The following is a 19,827-nucleotide window of genomic DNA, read 5'->3' as shown; positions in this document are numbered from 1 at the left end:
AGGAAGTAGGAGGTTTTAGGGTGAACAAGAGTAAATTTGCAACGACGACATTTTTAGCGGCGACGATTATGCTTACACCTTTCTCGGTCATGGCAGAAAGTCCGAAACAGGTAACTGATCAAAAACTATCAGAGGCAATGGTAAATCTCAATGAAAACAAACTATTCGATAATCTTGAAAGTAAGCTGGAGCAGCTGAGTGCTGATGAAAAGGTACCCGTTATTATTCAGTTTAATGAAGAATTTGCACAAGGAAAGGCTTTCGAAAAGCTGTCTTCAAAGATTGGTGTTTTCAAAAAATCATTTGAATACAAAGTCATTAACGGGATGGCAGCAACCATGACCAAAAAGCAGGTTTTGCTTCTTGAGCATTTGCCTTTTGTAAAACAGGTTGAATACGACGCGCCAGTTCAAATGAATTTAGAAACGGCAAACAATTGGTTTGGTACCGCTAAAGCACGTGCTGATTATGGACTGACAGGTGACAGAGATGGGAATGAGCGTTCATACACTAAAAATGACAGTGTAGTAGCTGTCATTGATACTGGAATTGATGCATCACACGTTGATCTGGATGGCGGAAAAGTAATTGGCTGGAAAGACCTAGTGAACAATCGTACTGCACCTTATGATGACAATGGTCACGGGACTCACTGTGGAAGCATCGTTGCGGGTGAAGGGGATGCCAATCCTGCTAACAAAGGAGTTGCACCAGGAGCAGCTTTAGTCGGTGTAAAAGTTTTGGACAGCAACGGGTCAGGAAGCATGAGTACAGTTACAGCTGGTATTGATTGGGCTGTTCAAAATAAAGATACATACGGAATTGAGGTCATTTCCCTTAGCCTTGGTACATCTGGAAGTTCAGATGGAAAAGATGCGACTTCAGTAGCGGTAAACAATGCATCTGCTGCTGGACTTGCTGTAGCGGTTGCAGCAGGGAATTCAGGACCATCTTCATCTACAATTGGATCACCGGGAGCGGCTGATAAGGCGATCACAGTTGGAGCAGGCGCTGATCTTGGTGAAGGTGGATTTAATCTGGCATATTTCTCATCTAGAGGTCCAACGGCTGACGGCAGAGTGAAGCCAGATATATTTGCACCAGGATATAACATTACAGCAGCAAAAGCGAACTCAGGCAATCAATATATATCATATAGCGGTACAAGTATGGCAACCCCTTTTACTGCAGGGACAATTGCACTCATGCATGATGCTAATCCTTCAATCACAGAACCGCAAATAAAAAATGCTTTGTACTCTACGGCTATCGATTTTGGAAAGGCAGGTAAAGATAATGAATACGGTTATGGCAGACTAGACGGACATGCTGCAGTTAAAACAGCAGGCGGCTTAAGTGGATCAGGCCCTGCTTTACCTGATCATTTTTATAAGCGCGGCAGTTTGAGTTCAGGTGGATCCCAAACTTTCTCACTCAATGTAACGTCAACATCATATCCGGTTTCAATGACTGTTATCACTGAAAACTATAGCCCTGGATGGTTCATCTTCCCAGCATCACACAACTATACAGTATCTTTAATTGACCCAAGCGGGAAAACAGTAGTTAGTTCATCGCAAAACGAACGTCAAGATCATGCGTTCTTCAAGCCGACAACCACAGGAGTCTATCAGGTAAAAGTCTCATCAAGCAGAGGAAGCGGGGCATATGATCTAGACGTAAGTGCAGGAGCATCTAGTTTAAATTAATTGAAGTTTAAGGTGCGTGCCTGCAGCTTAAGAATCTTGCGTTGAAGATTCATGCTGCACAGTTGTTTTGGAAGCAGCTCCTTTTATGCTCTAGGATGTTTGCTTTTTAATATTACTTTCTTCTTAGATAAGTTGATTGGAGCGTAAGGTGCGAGACTCCTGCGGGATGAGTGGGGCAGGTGAGACTCCTGAAAGCGCAAAGCGCTAGGAGGCTCACCGCACCCCCCGCGGAAAGCGAGCACCTGGAGCGGATATCAACCCCTCATAAGAACTAAAAATTTAAACATACAAAAAAACCGCAGCGTTTATGCAAGCTGCGTTTTTTTCTTTGTTTAACTTTCACTCTCTCTTGGCTGAGAAGGCTTTGGTTTTAATAACTTCTTTAGCTTTGACCAGCGCAGTTCAATGAACGGCTGTGCCAGAGCAATAACAGGTTTGCTCGCTAAAAACAGTGTCACGATAACAGCTAAGAAAAGAATCATAAAGTATGCACCATTTTCTTCTATCGATGCAAATAAATCAGTTGTAAATAAATACTTCAGCACAAATCCATGCAACAAGTAGATATATAATGTCCGTTCACCAAACTCCGTGAAAAACAGTTTTCGGCGTGGCAACAGTGCTAAGAAGCTGAATGTAGCAGCAAACATCACCCCGTACATCCCTAGCCTAATAAACCCACCGTACCACGTATTATATCCAAGGATTTCAGAATATGAAGATGAGGACAACAGCCATTCTTTTGTACCATCCGGAAAAATAAAATGATATGCGATAAATAAAACAATTAGGAATGCAGCTGATACCGCTTTTGCTGTTGGCTTTAGGATCTTCTTAAAGTCTCTCTTCTCAAGCAGATGTCCCAGCAGAAATACTGGGAAGAAGACAAACGTTCGAAGCAGACTTAAAAATGTTCCGATGTCGTGAATATAACCTACAGCAACACCAATTCCAATGGCAAGTACGAGCGGATATTTCATCTTGACAAAGACTTTTAATAGTACGTTCCAAAAAACCAAACTCAACAAGAACCAAAGTGTCCAATGCGGTGAGAAAAAGTCTAATTTCACTTCACTCTTGCCATACAAATCATAATAGAAAAAGCTGTAGATTAACTGAAAAACTAAATAAGGAATAAGAACTTTTTTAAAGATTTTAGGCAGATAGCCGTCACGCCAAACTCCTTTTGTGAAAAATCCTGCGATAAGGATAAAGGCAGGCATATGGAACGTGTAAATAAAGTTATAAATCGTGTAAAGCCAATCGTTTTGACTTTTTATCGGGGAAATAAAGTGCCCGAACACGACTAGGAAAATAAGTATAAACTTTGCGTTGTCAAAGTAATAATCGCGTTCTTTTGTTGCAGTGCTCATCAAGATTCCTCCAATAATTATTCACCAAGTAAAGTATTCGTATGAATTTCGCATTTGTTTTCCTTCATTTCTATAATTCCCAACATAGTAGGTGTTTCTAACCTATTAATTAGAAAAAAACGCATTTCCTCTTAAAAGGAAACACGTTTTCATGGTTTGCTTCTTTAAAAATCAATTTTAATTTTAATAAATCCTGCACTTCTTAACGCTTCGTATATGATGACGATTGCAGGACCAACAATTAAACCAATAAAACCTAAGAGCTGGAAACCAATATAGAGCGAAACTAGTGCAGCCAGTGCAGATATCCCAAGACTTGATCCTAGTATTTTCGGTTCTATGATTCTTCGGACAATCGTAATTACACCGAACATGATTAAAAGTCCGAAAGCAAGATGATCATTATTGTTGATAAAGAAAGAGTACGCTGCCCACGGAACTAGGAACGAACCTGTACCAAGGATAGGGAGAATATCAACAATAACGATTAACAGAGCGAGTATAACCGCATACTCTACGTCTAAAATCATTAGCCCTATTAAAGCTAATAGATATGTAACGAAGCTTAAGATGATTTGTGCTCTAAAAAACCCTACGGTTGCTCTGGATAATTGACTAAAGACCAGTTCAACTTTTTCACGTGCAGATGTTGTGAACAAGTTAAGAAACTCGGCATAAAGCCGTGGGAGGTCCAGTGAAAATAAAAATACTGCGACTACGTAAATGATAAAATAGATCAGTAATCCAGGAATGGCAGTGATCAACCCTAAAATACCTGAAGTTAAATTTTTTGCTGTTTCAACCCCATAATCCTTTAAACCTACTAATCCCTCTTCAAGCGTTCTGACCACTTCAGGAGGTAATGTAGCATAAAAGTTTTCCATTTCATAAAACGTATTTTCTGCTACTTCAAACAGATGAACAGAGTAGGATGGAAGAACTGTTATAAACTCAATCACCTGTATAACAAGCGTTGTTGTTAGCCAGTAAGAAAGTATTCCGAAACCAGCAAGATACAATATAAATGTAACAGTGACGGCCAATAATCGTCTGCCTTTAAAAAGTCTAATAAACAATTTCACTACTGGTTCTAGCATTATAGCCGTAAGCAATGCGAGAAGGAGAGGTATACTGTAAAAGACAAAGATGACGATTCCGGCAAGCAAAACGAGTAATAAGATTAAGTTTTTTACAGTCATTTTCCAGCCCCAATCCCCGTAATTTTTATCCAGTCAGCATTTTGGTATCATTATCCATTATGACCGAAAAAAAAGATGTAAATTCTTCGTATATACACAATGATGTTACGATAATGTGAAAAAGTCAATTGAAGAAAGTGAAGTTTTCAAAAATCTTTTTTATTTTTCAACTGCCATTTTAAAGCCAGTATCGCATTCAACTGTCCGCCTGCAATTAAGATCATGGCAGAGATATAGAACCACACCATCAATGTTAATAATGCGCCTAAATTTCCGTATATTTGTCCGTAATCAAAAATAAGTACATATGAAGAAAAAAGATAGGAAAACAAATGCCATCCAGCCGTTGAAAAAATAGCCCCAGGCCAAACGTTGCGAAAAGTGAGTTTTACGTTTGGTGCAAATCTATACAAAGCGGAAAAGATAGAAAGCAGAACGGAAAAGCCGATCACATAACGCGCAGTCTCCCAGATATGCCAGACGGGATGTGAAAACCCTGTTCGTTCAAATATGTATACCCCGATCGTTCGTCCAAAAACAGGCAGTAAAAGAGCTGTAATAACCGCAATAACAAGCCCGAACGTTAAGAACATGCCTAAGATGAGTTCTTTAAAAAAGGGCCGGCTCTCTTCTACTTGATAGGCTTGGTTGAACACACGGATGATGGCATGTGTCCCAATAGTGGCGAGCCAGATCATAATGATTAATGATAGAGATAAAACATCGCCTCTATGTTCATCCAAAACAGCAACTAGATTATACTCTAGTAAAGTATATGCTTCTTCTGGTGCAATAGACTGGAAAAGAGAAAGAACATAAGCGGATGAGATAGGCAAAAAGCTCAGGACGGTAAAGATAAGAAAAATAAAAGGAAACAAAGAGACTAAAAAATAGTAGGCAAGCTGTGCAGACAAATCGAATACTTTATCTTCAAAAAAACGATGAAACCACTGTTTCATAAACCAGCGCATGAGGGTAGCCTCCAAAATAGATCAATTCTAAGGTTTCTATCATGCATTATTCCCGTAATGAAAAAAAAGAACGCTTTTTCTGAAACAAAACGTTCACTCATTCGTATCAATGACTTGATGTTGAAGACTCAATGCTGTTCAAGATTCATTTATCTGCGTCTTGATAAACAACAGTGCAACTGCAAAAACAACTAAAGGAGAGGTTACTTGTGTAGGTTGAGGCTGGATAATCGGACAACAACATGGAGAAAATGTCTCGACAAAATAGTGGGGCGCCACAAAACAGAACACAGGATTTGTACTTAGTAAAACAAGGCAGAACACATGCAGTGTACTCATTTTTTTAAGTGGTATGCACGCTGAGAATATTCATTTCCCTTTTCAATAGACATAGGGTTATACTATTATACAGATGTTCAACAGGGAGGATTTTTTAAATGGATTTTATTACACCAGATTTCTGGTCAGCCTTATTGGCGATCGTTGTTATCGACTTAGTCTTGGCTGGTGATAACGCTATTGTAATCGGCTTGGCTGCTAGAAATTTACCAAAAGAAAATCAAAAGAAAGTTATTATCTGGGGTACTGTCGGTGCTATCGTTATTCGTGCGGCTGCAACACTTGCTGTTGTATGGCTTCTTAAGATTCCAGGTTTGCTTCTTGCAGGTGGACTGATTCTTTTATACATTGCTTACAAACTGATGGTAGAAGAGAAAGATCATGATATTGAAGCACAAAACAGTGTTTGGGCTGCGATTAAAACAATCATTATTGCGGATGCGGTAATGGGACTTGATAACGTACTTGCAGTAGCAGGGGCGGCACACGGTGATTTCTTACTCGTAGTGATCGGCTTGTTAATCTCAGTACCTATCGTTGTTTGGGGAAGCACGTTGTTCTTAAAAGTAATTGATAAATATCCGTCCATCATCACAATCGGAGCTGGTGTTCTTGCATGGACAGCTTCTAAAATGATCGTTGGCGAAAAATTTATGAAGCCTTATTTTGAAAACGGCTTTGTAAAATATGGATTTGAAATTCTGGTGATTCTGCTTGTTCTAGGAATCGCTACCCTTAAGAAAAGAAAGATTGCTGAAGAAAGAGCATCAGCAGAGACGAACCTATCAAAAAGTGAAGCACAATAAAACCGCCTAGTGCGGTTTTTGTTTTGTAATTTAATGTGTGATTTTGCTTGAATTGTAGTGAGCTAGCCAATTGGACAGGTTATGTTGTCGAATGGCTAAATTATCATGCTGATCAGACAGATTATCGTTTGAATCAAACAGATTAACTCCAAGAATGGACAGATTAGGCCGTCAATTCAAATAACGAGACACATAAAAAAGGAAACCGGCTTCGGTTTCCTTTTTCAATTTCCTATCTTAGTAGATATCTCTTTTAGAAAACGTAACAAATGCAATGATGAACCCAGCAATACCCCAAACGGCAAGGACGCTCATCGAGAAGCCTAAAGACATTCCTTCGATCGGAGTCGCCATTCCGCTTACATAGTTTGTAAGGTTCAAGTTCACCATAAAGAAGTATTTCGCGCTTTCCCAAGAAGATACCATGTTTGCTAGAATAGCACCTGCAATGAGAGACGCGAGCATAATTCCCATAACGGCTGCTGTGCTGCGCAGGAGTACGGATAGCATGAAGGTCAGTGTACCTACGATCATACAGACGTACCATACGAGTCCAAACTCCATCAGAATATATTGCCACTGAGGAACAATGTGTACATTATCTGTTAAAAGTTCATCGCCTGAGACTGTGAAGCCTGTCAGTAAAGGCATGTTCCAGCCGCCATAGCCAAATACCACTCCAGAAATCCCGTAGGATAGGACAGCGACAGATAAGACGATAAACGAAACTGAAAGCAGCATTGCTAAATACTTGCTTAGTAGAATTCGCCATCTTTTTACAGGCCGTGTAAGCAGCAGCTTGATCGTACCGCCACTGGCTTCTGATGATACAAGATCAGCTACAATTACCATTACGAGAAGCGGAAGAAGAAGATCAATCGAGTTTTCAACAAATATTCGCATGAACGTGGGTGCCCCAGGTGCACGGGGATCAATGTCGTTCTCTAAATAATATTGCTGCTGAGAAAGTCTAATCTTCAAATACTTTCGCCATTCATCTTGAATACGGCTGGAGCTTAATCGATTCTGTGTATCAGTAATCTCTTGCTGCAGAACCGTTCGCCAATCTTGATTACCTAATTTTTCACGCTGCTCTTGAATTTCTTTAAACTGTGCATAAGTAAAAAGAGGGACAAGGAAGGCGATAATCAGGATAATGACGTATAGCCTTTTTTTCCTAAGAAGCTTTAACATTTCATTCCGGACAAGATTAATCAATACTTTCGCCTCCTGTTACTTCTAAGAACAGATCTTCTAACGAAGGAAGCTGAGTTCTCATTTCTTTAACTTTTACTCCGGCCTTTACGAGTTTTGCATTCCAATCTGGCAAAAGCGGTTCATTGTATAAAGTGATCAGTGTATCATCCGCACCTTCAGTAACTTCGGTTTCCTCAGACAGAAGCTGTTTTGCAAGTGTTAGGGGTTCCGCTTTCCAGATCACTCGTTCTTGTTCCGCTAGCAAATTTTGAACTGAATCCGTCCGAAGCACAGCCCCTTTCGAAATGATCGCGACTCTGTCACACATGAGCTGAATCTCACTCAATAAGTGAGACGAAACAAGAACGCTTAAGTTTTCCTCGCGTGCCAGCTTGCGGATGAATTCACGCATTTCGCGTATACCAGCAGGATCTAGTCCGTTTGTAGGCTCGTCCAAAATAAGAACTTTCGGTTTTCCTAATAGAGCTTGTGCAATGCCGAGGCGCTGTCTCATTCCAAGTGAGTAGGTACTCACTCTGTCGTGAATACGATTAGATAAACCAACAAGTGTAACGACTTCATCTAATCTTGATTTTGGAATAGAGTTATCCATTTTGGCAAAGTGTTCAAGGTTTTCCCAACCCGTCAGGTAGGGATACAGTTCAGGGTTTTCAACGATGCATCCTAAATGTTTCATCGCTTCAGTAAACTCTGTCCGCACATTTTTACCGCCGATTTTTATCGTTCCTGAAGTGGGGGAGATCAAGCCGACAATCATTCGGATAGTTGTCGTCTTACCCGCTCCGTTCGGCCCAAGAAAGCCAAATACCTCTCCTGGTACAAGGGTAAAAGAAACACCTTTAATGATCTGCTTGCCTTTTATTTTTTTTGTCAGATTTTCTACTTGCAGTGCTGGGACTTGGCTCATGATTTCTTTTCCTCCTGTTCAAAGTTGATCAGTGAGGCTACACGTTCTGCGATCAGCTTATAACCTTCAGTGTTAGGGTGGAATTGATCGGTATATAAATAGTTTTCAACTTGAAGCTGAAATAGATCAAAAGTAGGGACGTAGACAATATTTTCGTAGCCTGCTGCTGTATCGGCAGATTGAAAGTTCCAATCTCTTACGATTGAAGAAGTGGTACTCGCATCAGGCATATTGCTGAAAGGGTTGTACAAACCTACATGATAGATGACCGCATCTTTATTAAGCTCTCTTAGCTGCGAGTAAATCTTTTTAACATTGTTTAAATAGATCTGTTTTTTGCCGTTGATCGCGTTCATGTCTAACGACTCTAATGCGGCACCTTGCTGAAATAAGTCATTGCCGCCAATCGTCATAACAATAACTTCAGCTTGTTTGGCTTGACGCTGTATCTCACTTTGCTGAAGCTGCTTTAATAGCCCGCGTGAAGTTTCCCCTTTTATTGCGGTATTGAGAAGATTGATGTCTTGATCTGTCTTATCGTTTAATCGTTCTGTTAAGTAACCGGTGTACCCTTTGCCATCAGCATCACCCGTTCCGCGGGTTAAAGAATCTCCCAATGCAAAAATGGTGAGTGTGCCGTCTTGCTTTTTCGTTGTTGTTGATTCTGTTTTTTCTTTTGGCTGTTCCACTTTCTCATTAGCAGAAAACTGATCTTGCAACGTCCAGCCTAGACCAAAAAGCCATAACAAAGTAGCTGCAATAGAGACAATCGATACGATCGTTAACGTATATTTTTTCAAAACCGCTTTCATCCTTCCCAAAATGCATGATCTGTTCTTATTAGGATAGCAAAAAATGAATCATATTCTAACTTTTTTGCCTATTTACGGTAAAATAAACCAAAGGGAGTGGAATCATGCGAAAAAAATTGAAGTGGGGCCTATTATGAAGTTAACGCCAGTAAAAGATCATGAACGGATACAGTCCTTAGATATTATGCGCGGCATAGCCATATTTGGCATATTACTCGTAAATATGAAGTCTTTTTCCGGACCTGATTCACCAATCCGTGCATTAAGCTATGAATATTTCAATGAACCATACAACGTTTGGACAAATGTGCTGTTAGAGTTTTTCGTTCAAGGAAACTTTATTACGATGTTTTCGTTTTTGTTTGGATTTGGCATCGTTTTGATGGCAGAGAGGGCAGCAGAGAAAAATCGCAGTTTTGCACCTGTCTTCCTAAGAAGGCAGTTCGTTCTCCTGATTTTTGGTATCCTTCATGTGCTTCTTTTTTGGTACGGAGATATCTTGATTATGTATGCTGTAGTTGGTTTACTCATGCTTGTATTTTATCGATTTCCTAGAAATGTGCTGCTTATCACAGGGCTGGTTTTGATTACAGCATACAGCTTATTTATGACCACTTTAACGTATAACTATTGGACAAGTGGAACTGCACTAGCGTATCAAAGCACTCAAAATGAACTTCAAGAACAGGAGATTCAACAGTCGATTAAAATTTATAGTGAGGGTACCTTTGTTGAGATCATGCAGGAAAGAATTAGAGAATGGACAGACTTAAACCGTTATTTTCTATTCTTTATAACAGGTCTTTTACCAATGTTTTTGTTCGGTGCATTTGCCGCTAAAAAAAGAACGTTCACAAACAGAGGGTTATGGAAACTTTGGCTGCTGTCACTCATACTTGGAGCTGGGAGCAAGATCCTTCCCGTAATTTTCTTTCCTTATAAAGGAGAAGATTGGCGCTATGACACCGCGATGTCATGGGGATATGAGTTTGGCGGAGCGATGATGAGCATCTTTTATATATGCAGTATTGTACTCCTGTACCGGGGCGGTAAGTTTAAACGTTTGTTTAACTATTTTCAGTTTACAGGCCGGATGGCTTTTACCAATTACTTGACACAATCCATTATTGCGACAACGATTTTTTACAGTTATGGTTTCGGATTATACGGAGAATATGGCCCGCTTACAGGGGTATTTATCGCTGCAGCCATTTTCACACTGCAAGTGCTGTTTTCGAAGTGGTGGCTTCAAAGATACACCATGGGACCGCTTGAATGGGTGTGGAGAACATTGACCTATGGTAAAAAACCAAGATTAAAAAGAGCAGAGACAAGCAACGCTTAAAGAAGCTGTGAACGCAGCTTCTTTTTGTTTGAGATTGTTTTCGTAAAACAGTGTTGCTTTTGAGAGTAGTTGATTTCCGCTCCAGGTGGCTCGCTTTCCATGGGGCGTACGGTGAGCCTCCTGCCGCTTTGCGACATTAGGAGTCTCCACCTGACCGCTCGTCCCATAGGAGTCTCGCCACCTTCTGCTCCAATCAACTTGTCAAGGAAGAGAATGAAAAATGCCATAAGTAACAATCTTTTAGGAAGGCTTTTTTCTAGTAGATTGGTGCTTTCAAAACTCTTTTTTATTTTCCTTCTTTGACAGTTGATTGGAGTGCAAGATGCGAGACTCCTGCGGGACAGGCGGGCAGTCCGAAAAGTGGAAGTGGCTCGTTCAGCCCCGACAAGCAAAAGGTGAATGGATTTGAAGGCGCACTTTGCCTTCTGAGCCATTTAACTTTTGACCTCGAGGGGCTAGCCACTGCAACTAGACAGGTGAGACACTTATACGTGTAACGTACGAATGTGGCTCACCGCCTGCCCCGCGGAAAGCGAGCATCTGGAACGAAATCAACCACTTACAAAAGCAACAAGGACTACCGAAGCAGTATTTTACTTTGCACATTTTTCAAATATTCGTTACACTCTAAGTAACATATATGAGCATATGTTCATATAATGATTGAAAGGTGAAAATGAAAGGGTGGCTGGGATGTCTGATCAAAATAACAAATATGAACAACTTGATGAGGAAACACTATTTATCGTATCTCAAACTTTCAAAGCACTTTCAGATCCTACGCGCATCCGAGTTTTGCATCTGTTAGGAGAAAAGGAATGCAGTGTTTCAGAAATAGCAGAAGAACTCGCACTCATGCAATCCACAGTTTCTCATCAATTACGCTTTTTGAAAAATTTAAGATTAGTAAAATTTAGACGTGCAGGAACAACACTTTATTATTCAATAGATGATGAACACGTTATGACTCTCTTGCATCAAACGATACATCATGCAAGACACGACTAAAGAGAGGAGGGGAAATATGAAAGAGCATAAGATTACAGGATTATCTTGCGGTCACTGTGCCCTAAGATTACAAGAGCAGATACAGCAACTTCCTGGCGGTGAAGAGGCGAAAGTTCAATTCAACTCCAGTAAGATTGTTTTGGATGAGAAAATGGATATGAAAGCAGTTCGTTCTATTCTTTCTTCAGAAAATGTGCGCTTTGAATCAGACGGAGAGCCAACAGGACCAAACTGGCTGATGATCGGTTTATATGTTTCTGTAGCGTCTTTTATTGCAGCATTAGGCGCAGAATGGGCATTGAATTCCGCGTATATAGCCATTCTGTTGTATGCGATAGCCACAATCACTTCAGGTTATCCAACATTTATGAAAGGCCTTCGCAACCTCACAAAGTTCAAATTCGATATAAACACATTGATGACAGTCGCGCTGATAGGGGCGGTTGCGATCGGAGAATGGAAAGAAGCTGCACTTGTTGCCATTCTGTTTGGAATCAATGAACTGCTTGAATCATATGGAATGGAAAAGGCACGCCGTTCAATGGAGACTTTATTAAAGGTTGCTCCAAAAGAAGCTCTGCTTTTAAAAGATGGTAATACAGAAACCATCTCGATTGAAGAATTAAAAGTCGATGATGTGGTTCTCGTGAAAACCGGTCAAAAGATACCATCAGACGGTATTGTCGTTTATGGTAAAAGCTCAGTAAATGAAGCTGCGATAACGGGCGAATCGCTGCCTGTAGAAAAAGAGAACGGGGAACCGGTTTTTGGCGGAAGTATCAATAATGAAGGTGTTCTTTACGTGAAAATCACGAAAACGTACAATCAATCAGCACTTTCAAAAATTTTGGCTCTCGTCCAAGAAGCACAGGAATCAAAAACACCGACTGAGCTTTTTATCAACCGTTTTGCAAATTATTACACACCCATTATCATGATTATCTCTGCACTCGTCATACTGGTGCCACCGCTTTTATTAAACGAGCCGTGGGGTGAGTGGTTTTATCAAGGTCTTGCCGTATTGATCGTTGGCTGTCCTTGCGCTCTTATTCTTTCATCACCAATCGCCATTTTATCTGGTATCACGGTAAATGCACGAAACGGCATTCTGATTAAAGGCGGAGCTTATTTAGAACAACTCGGAAAAATAGAGATCATCGCGTTTGATAAAACAGGTACTCTAACCTTAGGAGAGCCGCACGTTGTGGCAGAGCAAGCGTTTCACCCTGATTTTTATAAAGTGGCATATAGCATCGAAAAATCGTCATCCCATCCGTTAGCAAAAGCGGTTATTGCGAAGTGCAGGGAACTCGGTACAGAAGAAATTGAAGCCGAGGAGATCACAACTGTTTCTGGACAGGGAATTACAGCAATTGTGAACGGAAAAACATATCGACTAGGAAACGAAAAGATAATTGGTGATATACAAACGGACGGAAACGTAGAAAGTGTAATCACTTCATTAAAAGATGAAGGAAACACAATCGTATTGGTAGCAAGTGAAAGTGAAATTCTAGGTGTGTTTGCCATAGCGGATGAGATCAGAACAGAAAGTCCAGCTATCATCCGGGCTCTTCATGAAAAAGGTGTTAGAGAGACTGTGATGCTAACGGGAGATCATCCCGCAGTAGCGGAAAAAGTAGCAAAACGTACAGGAGTTTCCGCTTTCTTTGGAGGCTTGCTGCCAGAAGAAAAGGTAGAAAAGGTAAAGTCACTAAAAGCGAGTGGAAAAGTAGCCATGATCGGTGACGGAATTAATGATGCACCTGCACTGGCAACCGCTGATTTAGGAATTGCAATGGGAAAAGGAACAGACAGTGCCATTGAGACGGCAGATATCGTTCTTATGCAAGATCATTTAGGCAAACTGCCAGATGCTGTTCAGGTATCCAGAAAAGTAAACAGAATCATCAAGTGGAACATTGGTTTATCGCTTGGACTGAAACTTTTGGCTCTGCTCCTTACCATCCCAGGGTGGTTAACGTTATGGATCGCGATTTTATCTGATATGGGCGCAACTATCCTTGTAACGCTAATCAGCTTAACCGTTTTACTTCATAACCGAAAATAAGTAAGACCAAAGCCATGCACCCGCATGGCTTTTTTAGTACGATAGATAAGATAAGGGGAAGCTTTTAGAGGAGGAACGTACATAATGTCGGAAACCGTATTAACCTTTTTTCAAGAATATAGCGAATGGGCCATTTTGATCTCTATTTTGCTTAATATTGTGATCGCGATTTTAGGCGTCGTTCCATCTGTTTTTTTAACCGGTGCCAACATTATTTTCTTTGGCTTTTGGAATGGTACCTTCATTTCATTTATCGGAGAGGCTGCAGGAGCAGCAGTTTCGTTCGCTTTATATAGAAAAGGGTTTAAACAGGCTACAAGAAAGAAGCTAAACGGGTACCCCCGGGTGGTAAGGTTGTTAGAAGCAAAAGGGAAAGATGCATTTCTTTTAATCGTATCTCTAAGGTTATTGCCATTCGTTCCATCAGGAGTAGTTACATTTGCAAGTGCGATCGGAGCTGTTTCAGCAGGGGTTTTTATTTTAGCAAGTTCGATTGGAAAAGTGCCGGCACTATTGCTTGAAGCTTATTCGGTCTATAACATTGCAGAGTGGAACATGGAAGGAAAGATAATTTTAGGGGCAGCAGCTGTAATAGGTATCTACACAATTGTTAAAAAGAATAGAACATAAGCTAATAATTTACATACCATAGGGGGGTATAGTATATTATAAAGTATAAAGCATCCCATTATGAAAGGGTGATACGCTATGGAACAAAAAACACATCGCTGCGACAGTGATAAACAAGATTTAAACAATCGTTTAAAAAAGATAGAAGGCCAGGTGCGCGGTCTTCAAAAGATGATCGAAGAAGATCGGTATTGTATTGATGTTCTCGTGCAGATATCCGCGGTAACAGCTGGTTTAAAAAGAGTCGGCTTTCAACTGATGGAAAGCCACACACAGCATTGTGTAGCAGATGCGATCAAGTCTGGGAATGGTGAAGACTCTATTGAAGAATTGATGAGAGTAATTAAACAGTTCTCCAAATCGTAAAAAGAAGGTGAAAACCATGAGCGAAAAGGAAACGAATTTTGGAATTACAGGAATGACTTGTTCAGCCTGTGCGGTCCGGATTGAAAAAGTATTGAACAAAATGGATGGTGTTGACGCAAATGTTAACTTAGCCATGGAAAAAGCTTCTGTAAAGTTTGATCCTAAAGTGACCACGATTGGAGAGATTGAACAAAAAATAGAGAAGCTAGGCTATGGGGTAACTAAAGAGAAAGTGGAGCTTGATATATCTGGTATGACATGTGCCGCTTGCTCTACGCGGATTGAAAAAAGTTTAAACCGAATGGACGGCGTTTCTGGCGCTACTGTCAATTTAACAGGAGAAACGGGGACGATAGAATACAATCCTTCTATCGTTTCGGTGGATGATCTTATAAAAAAGATTGAAAAACTAGGCTATAAAGGATCCATCCAGCAAGATAGGGAATCGAAGAAAACGAAGAAAGAAGAAGAAATCTCGACCAAGAAAAGAAAATTGATTCTCTCTATCGTTTTATCGCTGCCACTTTTATATACGATGATTGCTCATATGCCTTGGGACTTTGGCTTGCCGCTTCCTCATCTTTTGATGAACCCTTGGTTTCAGCTAGTGCTCGCTTCTATTGTACAGTTTTATATCGGTGGGCCATTTTATGTAGGGGCGTATCGAGCGCTTCGAAATAAGAGTGCAAACATGGATGTACTTGTGGCGTTAGGAACATCTGCGGCTTTCTTTTATAGTGTTGTAGAAGCGTTCAAAACAATCGGAAACCCTAACGAAATGCCACAGCTGTATTTTGAAACGAGTGCGGTTTTGATTACGTTAATTTTAGTAGGTAAATATTTTGAGACACTTGCAAAAGGAAGAACAACCGAAGCAATCTCTAAACTGCTGAATCTGCAAGCGAAGGAAGCTACAGTTATTCGTGATGGAGAAGAAGTAAAGATACCACTAGATCAAGTAGTTGCAGGTGATGAGCTTCTCGTAAAACCAGGCGAAAAAATACCTGTAGACGGCAAGGTGCTTTCAGGGAATTCTTCGATTGATGAGAGCATGATAACAGGGGAGTCTATACCAGTTGAAAAAACAGCAGGTAACTTTGTAATCGGTTCGACGATCAACAAAAATGGAACGCTGAGGGTGGAAGCACAAAGAGTTGGTAAAGAGACGGCTCTCGCTGGGATTATTAAGATTGTTGAAGAAGCACAAGGGTCGAAAGCACCTATTCAGCGAATGGCTGATTACATCTCTGGCATATTCGTTCCAATTGTTGTCGGTATAGCGGTTGCCGCTTTTATAGCATGGTATTTCTTTATGGATCCGGGCAACTTGCCTCAAGCACTTGAAGTGGCGATTGCCATCTTAGTTATTGCTTGTCCGTGTGCATTAGGTCTTGCAACACCGACATCCATTATGGTGGGGACAGGTAAAGGGGCCGAACAGGGTATTCTCTTTAAAGGAGGCGAATATCTTGAGGGTGCACACAAAATAAACGCTATTCTTTTAGATAAGACCGGAACTGTGACAAAGGGGAAGCCTGAAGTAACGGATGTGATCGAGCTAAGAGAGGGTTTTCTATCTGAAGTAATCTCAGCTGAAAAAAGTTCAGAACATCCTTTAGCTGAAGCGATTGTGGAGTACGGAAAAATTAAAGGGATTTCTTTGACAGATCCAGATTTCTTCAATGCCATTCCAGGGCATGGAATTGAAGCTTCATTGAATGGAAAAGCGGTGCTAGTTGGAACGAGAAAGCTGATGAAAGAAAAATCAGTTGATTATTTAGAGCATGAAGAAGCGCTTGAAAAGTTTGAACGTGAAGGCAAAACCGCTATGCTGGGGGCGATTGATGGTGAACTCGTATTACTTATCGCTGTTGCTGACACTGTTAAAGACTCATCAAAAAAGGCGATTACCCGGTTAACAGAAATGGGTATTGATGTGTATATGATCACTGGTGACAATGAGAGAACCGCACATGCGATTGCCGAACAAGTAGGTATTTCAGGTGTTTTTGCTGAAGTCCTTCCAGAAGAGAAAGCGCGTAAAGTGAGTGAGCTTCAGGAAAAAGGGATGATTGTTGCGATGGTGGGTGATGGGATCAATGATGCACCTGCTCTTGCAACAGCTGATATCGGAATGGCAATCGGAACTGGCACAGATGTGGCGATCGAGGCGGCAGACGTAACACTTGTTGGAGGAGATTTGAATCATATCCCAAAAGCAATCGAATTAAGCCGAAAGACGATGCGAAACATTCGGCAAAACTTGTTCTGGGCCCTATTTTATAATTCAGCAGGGATTCCAATTGCTGCATTCGGCTTGCTTGAACCGTGGGTTGCTGGTGCTGCAATGGCCTTCAGCTCTGTGTCAGTTGTCACGAATGCATTGCGATTAAAACGATTAAAACTAAATGAAAATTAGGAGGAATAAAGAATGGAAAAGAAAACATTGAAAGTAGACGGTATGACGTGCGGACATTGTAAAGCTGCGGTAACGAACGCACTTACTGAATTGGATGGAGTGAAAAATGTGGTCGTTCACTTAGAAACAGGAAACGTGGATGTGGAAGTGGATAGCTCAAAAGTAACGGATGCAGATATGCGTGAAGCGATTGAAGATCAAGGGTATGACGTGAAAGCGTAATATGAATAAGCTTTTTCATGTAGAGGGAACTGAAAAAGTCACCAAATAAAATGTTGGTGCTGTGATCTCCGCTCCAGGGTACATGCTTTCCGCGGGGCGGGCGGTGAGCCCCATGCCGCTACGCGCCTTTATGGGTCTCACCTGTCCCACTCGTCCCGCAGGAGTCAGTACCCTTCCGCTCCAACCACCCCATGGTTGCATCCTAAACCAAAAGAAAGGCTCAAATCAGCTCGCATTTACGAGGTGGTTTGAGCCTTTTTTACTGCTTGTCTCTTTTTAAAGGTTACCTTTAAGTGCTTTTGCTACTTTCGCCACTCGTTCTCCGAGGCGAGACGCCATGGTTTTTTCGGCATCTTGAGGCTGTTGGCTTCCGTCTGCTCCCGCAACCGTTGAAGCCGCATATGGAGAACCGCCAATTCCTTCTGATGTCATCTGTTCAGGATTCTCGCCGTATGGCAAGCCAACATAAATCATTCCGAAGTGCATAAGTGGTACGAATGAAGTGATAGCTGTAGATTCTTGACCGCCGTGAATCGTGTTAGAACTTGTTATCACTGCAGTGGCTTTGCCTTCTAGATCACCATTTGCCCAAAGGCCGCCTGCCGAATCAAGTAATTGTTTAATCTGAGCAGGCATCATACCGTATCGAGTTGGAATGCCCCAAACGATGCCGTCTGCCCATTTTAAATCATCTAGTGTTACTTCAGGTATATCAGCTTGAGCTTCCTGGGCTTTAACGTAAGCATCTTGCTGTGACATATATTTTTTCGTAACTTCAAATTCTGGAACTTTAACAACCTTTACCTCAGTGCCATCTACTTGCTTAACGCCTTCAGCTGCTGCGAGTGCCATTTCATAAATGTGGCCATAAGAACTATAATAAACAACCAAAATATTAGCCATGATATTACCTCCTTAAATAATCGGACTTATGTACACTTCCCGTTTTTAACCATTTGAAATCATAAAAAATCCGCCTGATTTTTTCAGGCGGCTGCTTTTAATAATAAGGATACGGGTAAGGATAAGGCGGGTAGTACGGATAGTAAGGATAGGGATACGGCGGATAATAAGGATACAGAGATAGAGCAGCAAGTGCTGCAAGCGGATAGATCTGACGATAAAAGCGGCGGTAATATGGACGACCATACGATTGTCGCTGATATCGCTGGCCGCTTTGCTGCGTTTGCTGGGCCTGTTGAGCCTGTTGGCCTATTTGCTGCTGACTCATTTGTGGACTTTCTTGTTCAACTTCTTCTGCAGGCATCATGTTTTGCGGGACCATTATATACACGTTTTTTTTGTCTAAATCAGTAATGATGCCTTCAACTTCCTGACCTTCACGGGTTTTAATCGTGACATGATAATACATATGCTGCTTGCACATCTGGTGCATACTTTCTGCGCGCATCTGTTCTTGCAGATCCTTATTTTCATTGCTCATCTATTATCACTCCTTCCCATGTTATTTTTATTTTCAATTTAGCCAAGTTATGCCTTGGTAGTCGAAAAACAGTTTGGAACAAAGGGTGTTTCTAAAAGCTCTTTGCAGGAAGCACCTGAAACGGAAATCAACTACTTTTAAAAACATCAAAGATTGCGAATCAAAAAAAAAAAGAACCGCTTTTGACAGCAGTCCTTTGTGAATTAGCTTTTTTCTGAGCTTTGAAGCTTGGTTTTGAACATTCGTTTAAAGAAGGTGGATACAGTTTCGGCTTCGAGATAATAAAATAACTTGAAGAGAATACTTCCTAATAAAATTCCGGCTACTACGTCCAGTACTACATGCTGTTTTACAAAAAGGGTTGATAAAATGATGCTGTAAGCAATGGACGACACGATAATATCTTTTTTTATGGTCCACATTTTACTATGACGGATGCCTAATACCATTAGGTAACTGCTCAACACGTGAATACTTGGAAAGCAGTTAAAGGGTTGATCGGCACCGTAAACGTATTGAACAATTTTTGTCAGCATTCCTTCTGATGCTAATTCCGGCCGCGGTACAGTGGTTTGAAAAAAGAAGTAAATGACATAACATGCCAGCATTCCTACACAAAAACTCAATAGGGTTCTGTAGTAAATGGCTCTGTCATAAATACAAAAGTAGACAAACATTAAAAAGATAAAAGCGTACCAAAGCACATAAGGAACAATAAAAATTTCAACAAATGGGATTTGATGATCTACTGCTGTAATAAGTTGTCTCGCTCCACGCTCCCCATGATTCAACACCTGATAGATGATATTCAGCAAAGGGATAGAGAGGAGGAGACATAATGCTAGAATATTTTCTTTTACGATTCGCAATACGAACTACTCCTTTGTCTATATCATCAACTTATTACCTTATTCCCGATTTATAAGGTTTTACACGTTTTCTTACACCTTATTGATATTACCATAATATGGTTAAAAGGTCATGGTAA

20 protein-coding genes are annotated in these 19,827 nt (G+C 40.9%); 10 read left to right on the top strand and 10 right to left on the bottom strand.

What is annotated here, in order from left to right; translation table 11 throughout:
- Positions 1 to 20: 20 nt before the first annotated feature.
- Positions 21 to 1,709: a S8 family serine peptidase gene (locus QUF49_RS16740; RefSeq protein ID WP_289496810.1), complete on the top strand. Its 1,689-nt coding sequence runs from the start codon at positions 21 to 23 to the stop codon at positions 1,707 to 1,709.
- 332 nt (positions 1,710 to 2,041) lie between these two features.
- Here QUF49_RS16740 and QUF49_RS16735 read toward each other — a convergent pair whose 3' ends face one another.
- The 3 genes from QUF49_RS16735 to QUF49_RS16725 form a co-directional block, all read right to left on the bottom strand.
- Entirely contained in the window at positions 2,042 to 3,082 is a 1,041-nt protein-coding gene (locus QUF49_RS16735; protein ID WP_289496809.1) for an acyltransferase family protein, read from the bottom strand.
- A 164-nt stretch (positions 3,083 to 3,246) separates the two neighbouring features.
- The gene (gene ytvI / locus QUF49_RS16730; RefSeq protein WP_066235986.1) at positions 3,247 to 4,281 is read right to left on the bottom strand and encodes a sporulation integral membrane protein YtvI; all 1,035 of its coding nucleotides are present in this window, start codon (positions 4,279 to 4,281) and stop codon (positions 3,247 to 3,249) included.
- 146 nt (positions 4,282 to 4,427) lie between these two features.
- Positions 4,428 to 5,252, bottom strand: coding sequence for a YihY/virulence factor BrkB family protein (locus tag QUF49_RS16725; RefSeq protein ID WP_289496808.1), 825 nt, complete (start codon positions 5,250 to 5,252; stop codon positions 4,428 to 4,430).
- Between the two features lie 57 nt (positions 5,253 to 5,309).
- Here QUF49_RS16725 and QUF49_RS16720 point away from each other — a divergent pair, with 57 nt between their 5' ends.
- Both QUF49_RS16720 and QUF49_RS16715 read left to right on the top strand, forming a co-directional pair.
- Positions 5,310 to 5,447 carry a hypothetical protein gene (locus QUF49_RS16720; protein ID WP_289496807.1) on the top strand — a complete coding sequence of 46 codons (138 nt, stop codon included), beginning with the start codon at positions 5,310 to 5,312 and terminating at the stop codon, positions 5,445 to 5,447.
- A gap of 242 nt (positions 5,448 to 5,689) precedes the next feature.
- Positions 5,690 to 6,397: a TerC family protein gene (locus QUF49_RS16715; RefSeq protein WP_289496806.1), complete on the top strand. Its 708-nt coding sequence runs from the start codon at positions 5,690 to 5,692 to the stop codon at positions 6,395 to 6,397.
- Positions 6,398 to 6,634: 237 nt separating this feature from the next.
- On the opposite strand, the gene QUF49_RS16710 is transcribed toward QUF49_RS16715, so the two are convergent.
- The 3 genes from QUF49_RS16710 to QUF49_RS16700 are packed head-to-tail and all read right to left on the bottom strand — an operon-like array spanning position 6,635 to position 9,322.
- Positions 6,635 to 7,615, bottom strand: a complete 981-nt coding sequence (locus QUF49_RS16710) for an ABC transporter permease (protein ID WP_289496805.1) — start codon at positions 7,613 to 7,615, stop codon at positions 6,635 to 6,637.
- The gene (locus tag QUF49_RS16705) at positions 7,608 to 8,522 is read right to left on the bottom strand and encodes an ABC transporter ATP-binding protein (RefSeq protein WP_289496804.1); all 915 of its coding nucleotides are present in this window, start codon (positions 8,520 to 8,522) and stop codon (positions 7,608 to 7,610) included. The genes QUF49_RS16710 and QUF49_RS16705 overlap by 8 nt, the downstream gene beginning before the upstream one ends.
- The gene (locus QUF49_RS16700) at positions 8,519 to 9,322 is read right to left on the bottom strand and encodes an SGNH/GDSL hydrolase family protein (protein ID WP_289496803.1); all 804 of its coding nucleotides are present in this window, start codon (positions 9,320 to 9,322) and stop codon (positions 8,519 to 8,521) included. The genes QUF49_RS16705 and QUF49_RS16700 overlap by 4 nt, the downstream gene beginning before the upstream one ends.
- 145 nt (positions 9,323 to 9,467) lie before the next feature.
- Here QUF49_RS16700 and QUF49_RS16695 point away from each other — a divergent pair, with 145 nt between their 5' ends.
- Positions 9,468 to 10,679 (top strand): DUF418 domain-containing protein, encoded by a 1,212-nt coding sequence (locus QUF49_RS16695; RefSeq protein WP_289496802.1) that lies wholly within the window; start codon positions 9,468 to 9,470, stop codon positions 10,677 to 10,679.
- Here QUF49_RS16695 and QUF49_RS16690 read toward each other — a convergent pair.
- Positions 10,676 to 10,876, bottom strand: coding sequence for a multidrug transporter (locus QUF49_RS16690; RefSeq protein ID WP_289496801.1), 201 nt, complete (start codon positions 10,874 to 10,876; stop codon positions 10,676 to 10,678). The genes QUF49_RS16695 and QUF49_RS16690 overlap by 4 nt on opposite strands.
- 496 nt (positions 10,877 to 11,372) lie before the next feature.
- Here QUF49_RS16690 and QUF49_RS16685 point away from each other — a divergent pair, with 496 nt between their 5' ends.
- From QUF49_RS16685 to copZ, 6 genes are all read left to right on the top strand, one after another.
- A complete protein-coding gene (locus QUF49_RS16685) occupies positions 11,373 to 11,687 on the top strand; it encodes an ArsR/SmtB family transcription factor (protein WP_289496800.1) in 315 nt (104 codons plus the stop codon).
- A 16-nt stretch (positions 11,688 to 11,703) separates the two neighbouring features.
- Entirely contained in the window at positions 11,704 to 13,758 is a 2,055-nt protein-coding gene (locus QUF49_RS16680; protein ID WP_289496799.1) for a heavy metal translocating P-type ATPase, read from the top strand.
- Between the two features lie 84 nt (positions 13,759 to 13,842).
- Positions 13,843 to 14,388 (top strand): TVP38/TMEM64 family protein, encoded by a 546-nt coding sequence (locus tag QUF49_RS16675; RefSeq protein WP_289496798.1) that lies wholly within the window; start codon positions 13,843 to 13,845, stop codon positions 14,386 to 14,388.
- 78 nt (positions 14,389 to 14,466) lie between these two features.
- Positions 14,467 to 14,754: a metal-sensing transcriptional repressor gene (locus QUF49_RS16670; protein ID WP_066236004.1), complete on the top strand. Its 288-nt coding sequence runs from the start codon at positions 14,467 to 14,469 to the stop codon at positions 14,752 to 14,754.
- Between the two features lie 16 nt (positions 14,755 to 14,770).
- On the top strand, positions 14,771 to 17,173 hold the full coding sequence (locus QUF49_RS16665) for a heavy metal translocating P-type ATPase (protein ID WP_289496797.1): 2,403 nt from the start codon (positions 14,771 to 14,773) through the stop codon (positions 17,171 to 17,173).
- 12 nt (positions 17,174 to 17,185) lie between these two features.
- A complete protein-coding gene (gene copZ / locus QUF49_RS16660) occupies positions 17,186 to 17,395 on the top strand; it encodes a copper chaperone CopZ (RefSeq protein WP_289496796.1) in 210 nt (69 codons plus the stop codon).
- A gap of 276 nt (positions 17,396 to 17,671) precedes the next feature.
- Here the strand turns inward: copZ and wrbA are convergent, their stop codons facing one another.
- From wrbA to QUF49_RS16645, 3 genes are all read right to left on the bottom strand, one after another.
- Complete coding sequence (gene wrbA, locus QUF49_RS16655) at positions 17,672 to 18,298, bottom strand: NAD(P)H:quinone oxidoreductase (RefSeq protein ID WP_289496795.1); 627 nt, start codon at positions 18,296 to 18,298, stop codon at positions 17,672 to 17,674.
- A gap of 97 nt (positions 18,299 to 18,395) precedes the next feature.
- The gene (locus QUF49_RS16650) at positions 18,396 to 18,839 is read right to left on the bottom strand and encodes a hypothetical protein (RefSeq protein WP_289496794.1); all 444 of its coding nucleotides are present in this window, start codon (positions 18,837 to 18,839) and stop codon (positions 18,396 to 18,398) included.
- A 203-nt stretch (positions 18,840 to 19,042) separates the two neighbouring features.
- Positions 19,043 to 19,708 carry a phosphatase PAP2 family protein gene (locus QUF49_RS16645; protein WP_289496793.1) on the bottom strand — a complete coding sequence of 222 codons (666 nt, stop codon included), beginning with the start codon at positions 19,706 to 19,708 and terminating at the stop codon, positions 19,043 to 19,045.
- Between the last annotated feature and the right edge of the window lie 119 nt (positions 19,709 to 19,827).

The sequence above is a fragment of the Fictibacillus sp. b24 genome, from assembly GCF_030348825.1.
Classification (GTDB): domain Bacteria; phylum Bacillota; class Bacilli; order Bacillales; family Fictibacillaceae; genus Fictibacillus.
The sequence above is the reverse complement of the archived record's forward strand: the minus strand, read 5'-3'. Positions and strand labels throughout refer to the sequence as shown.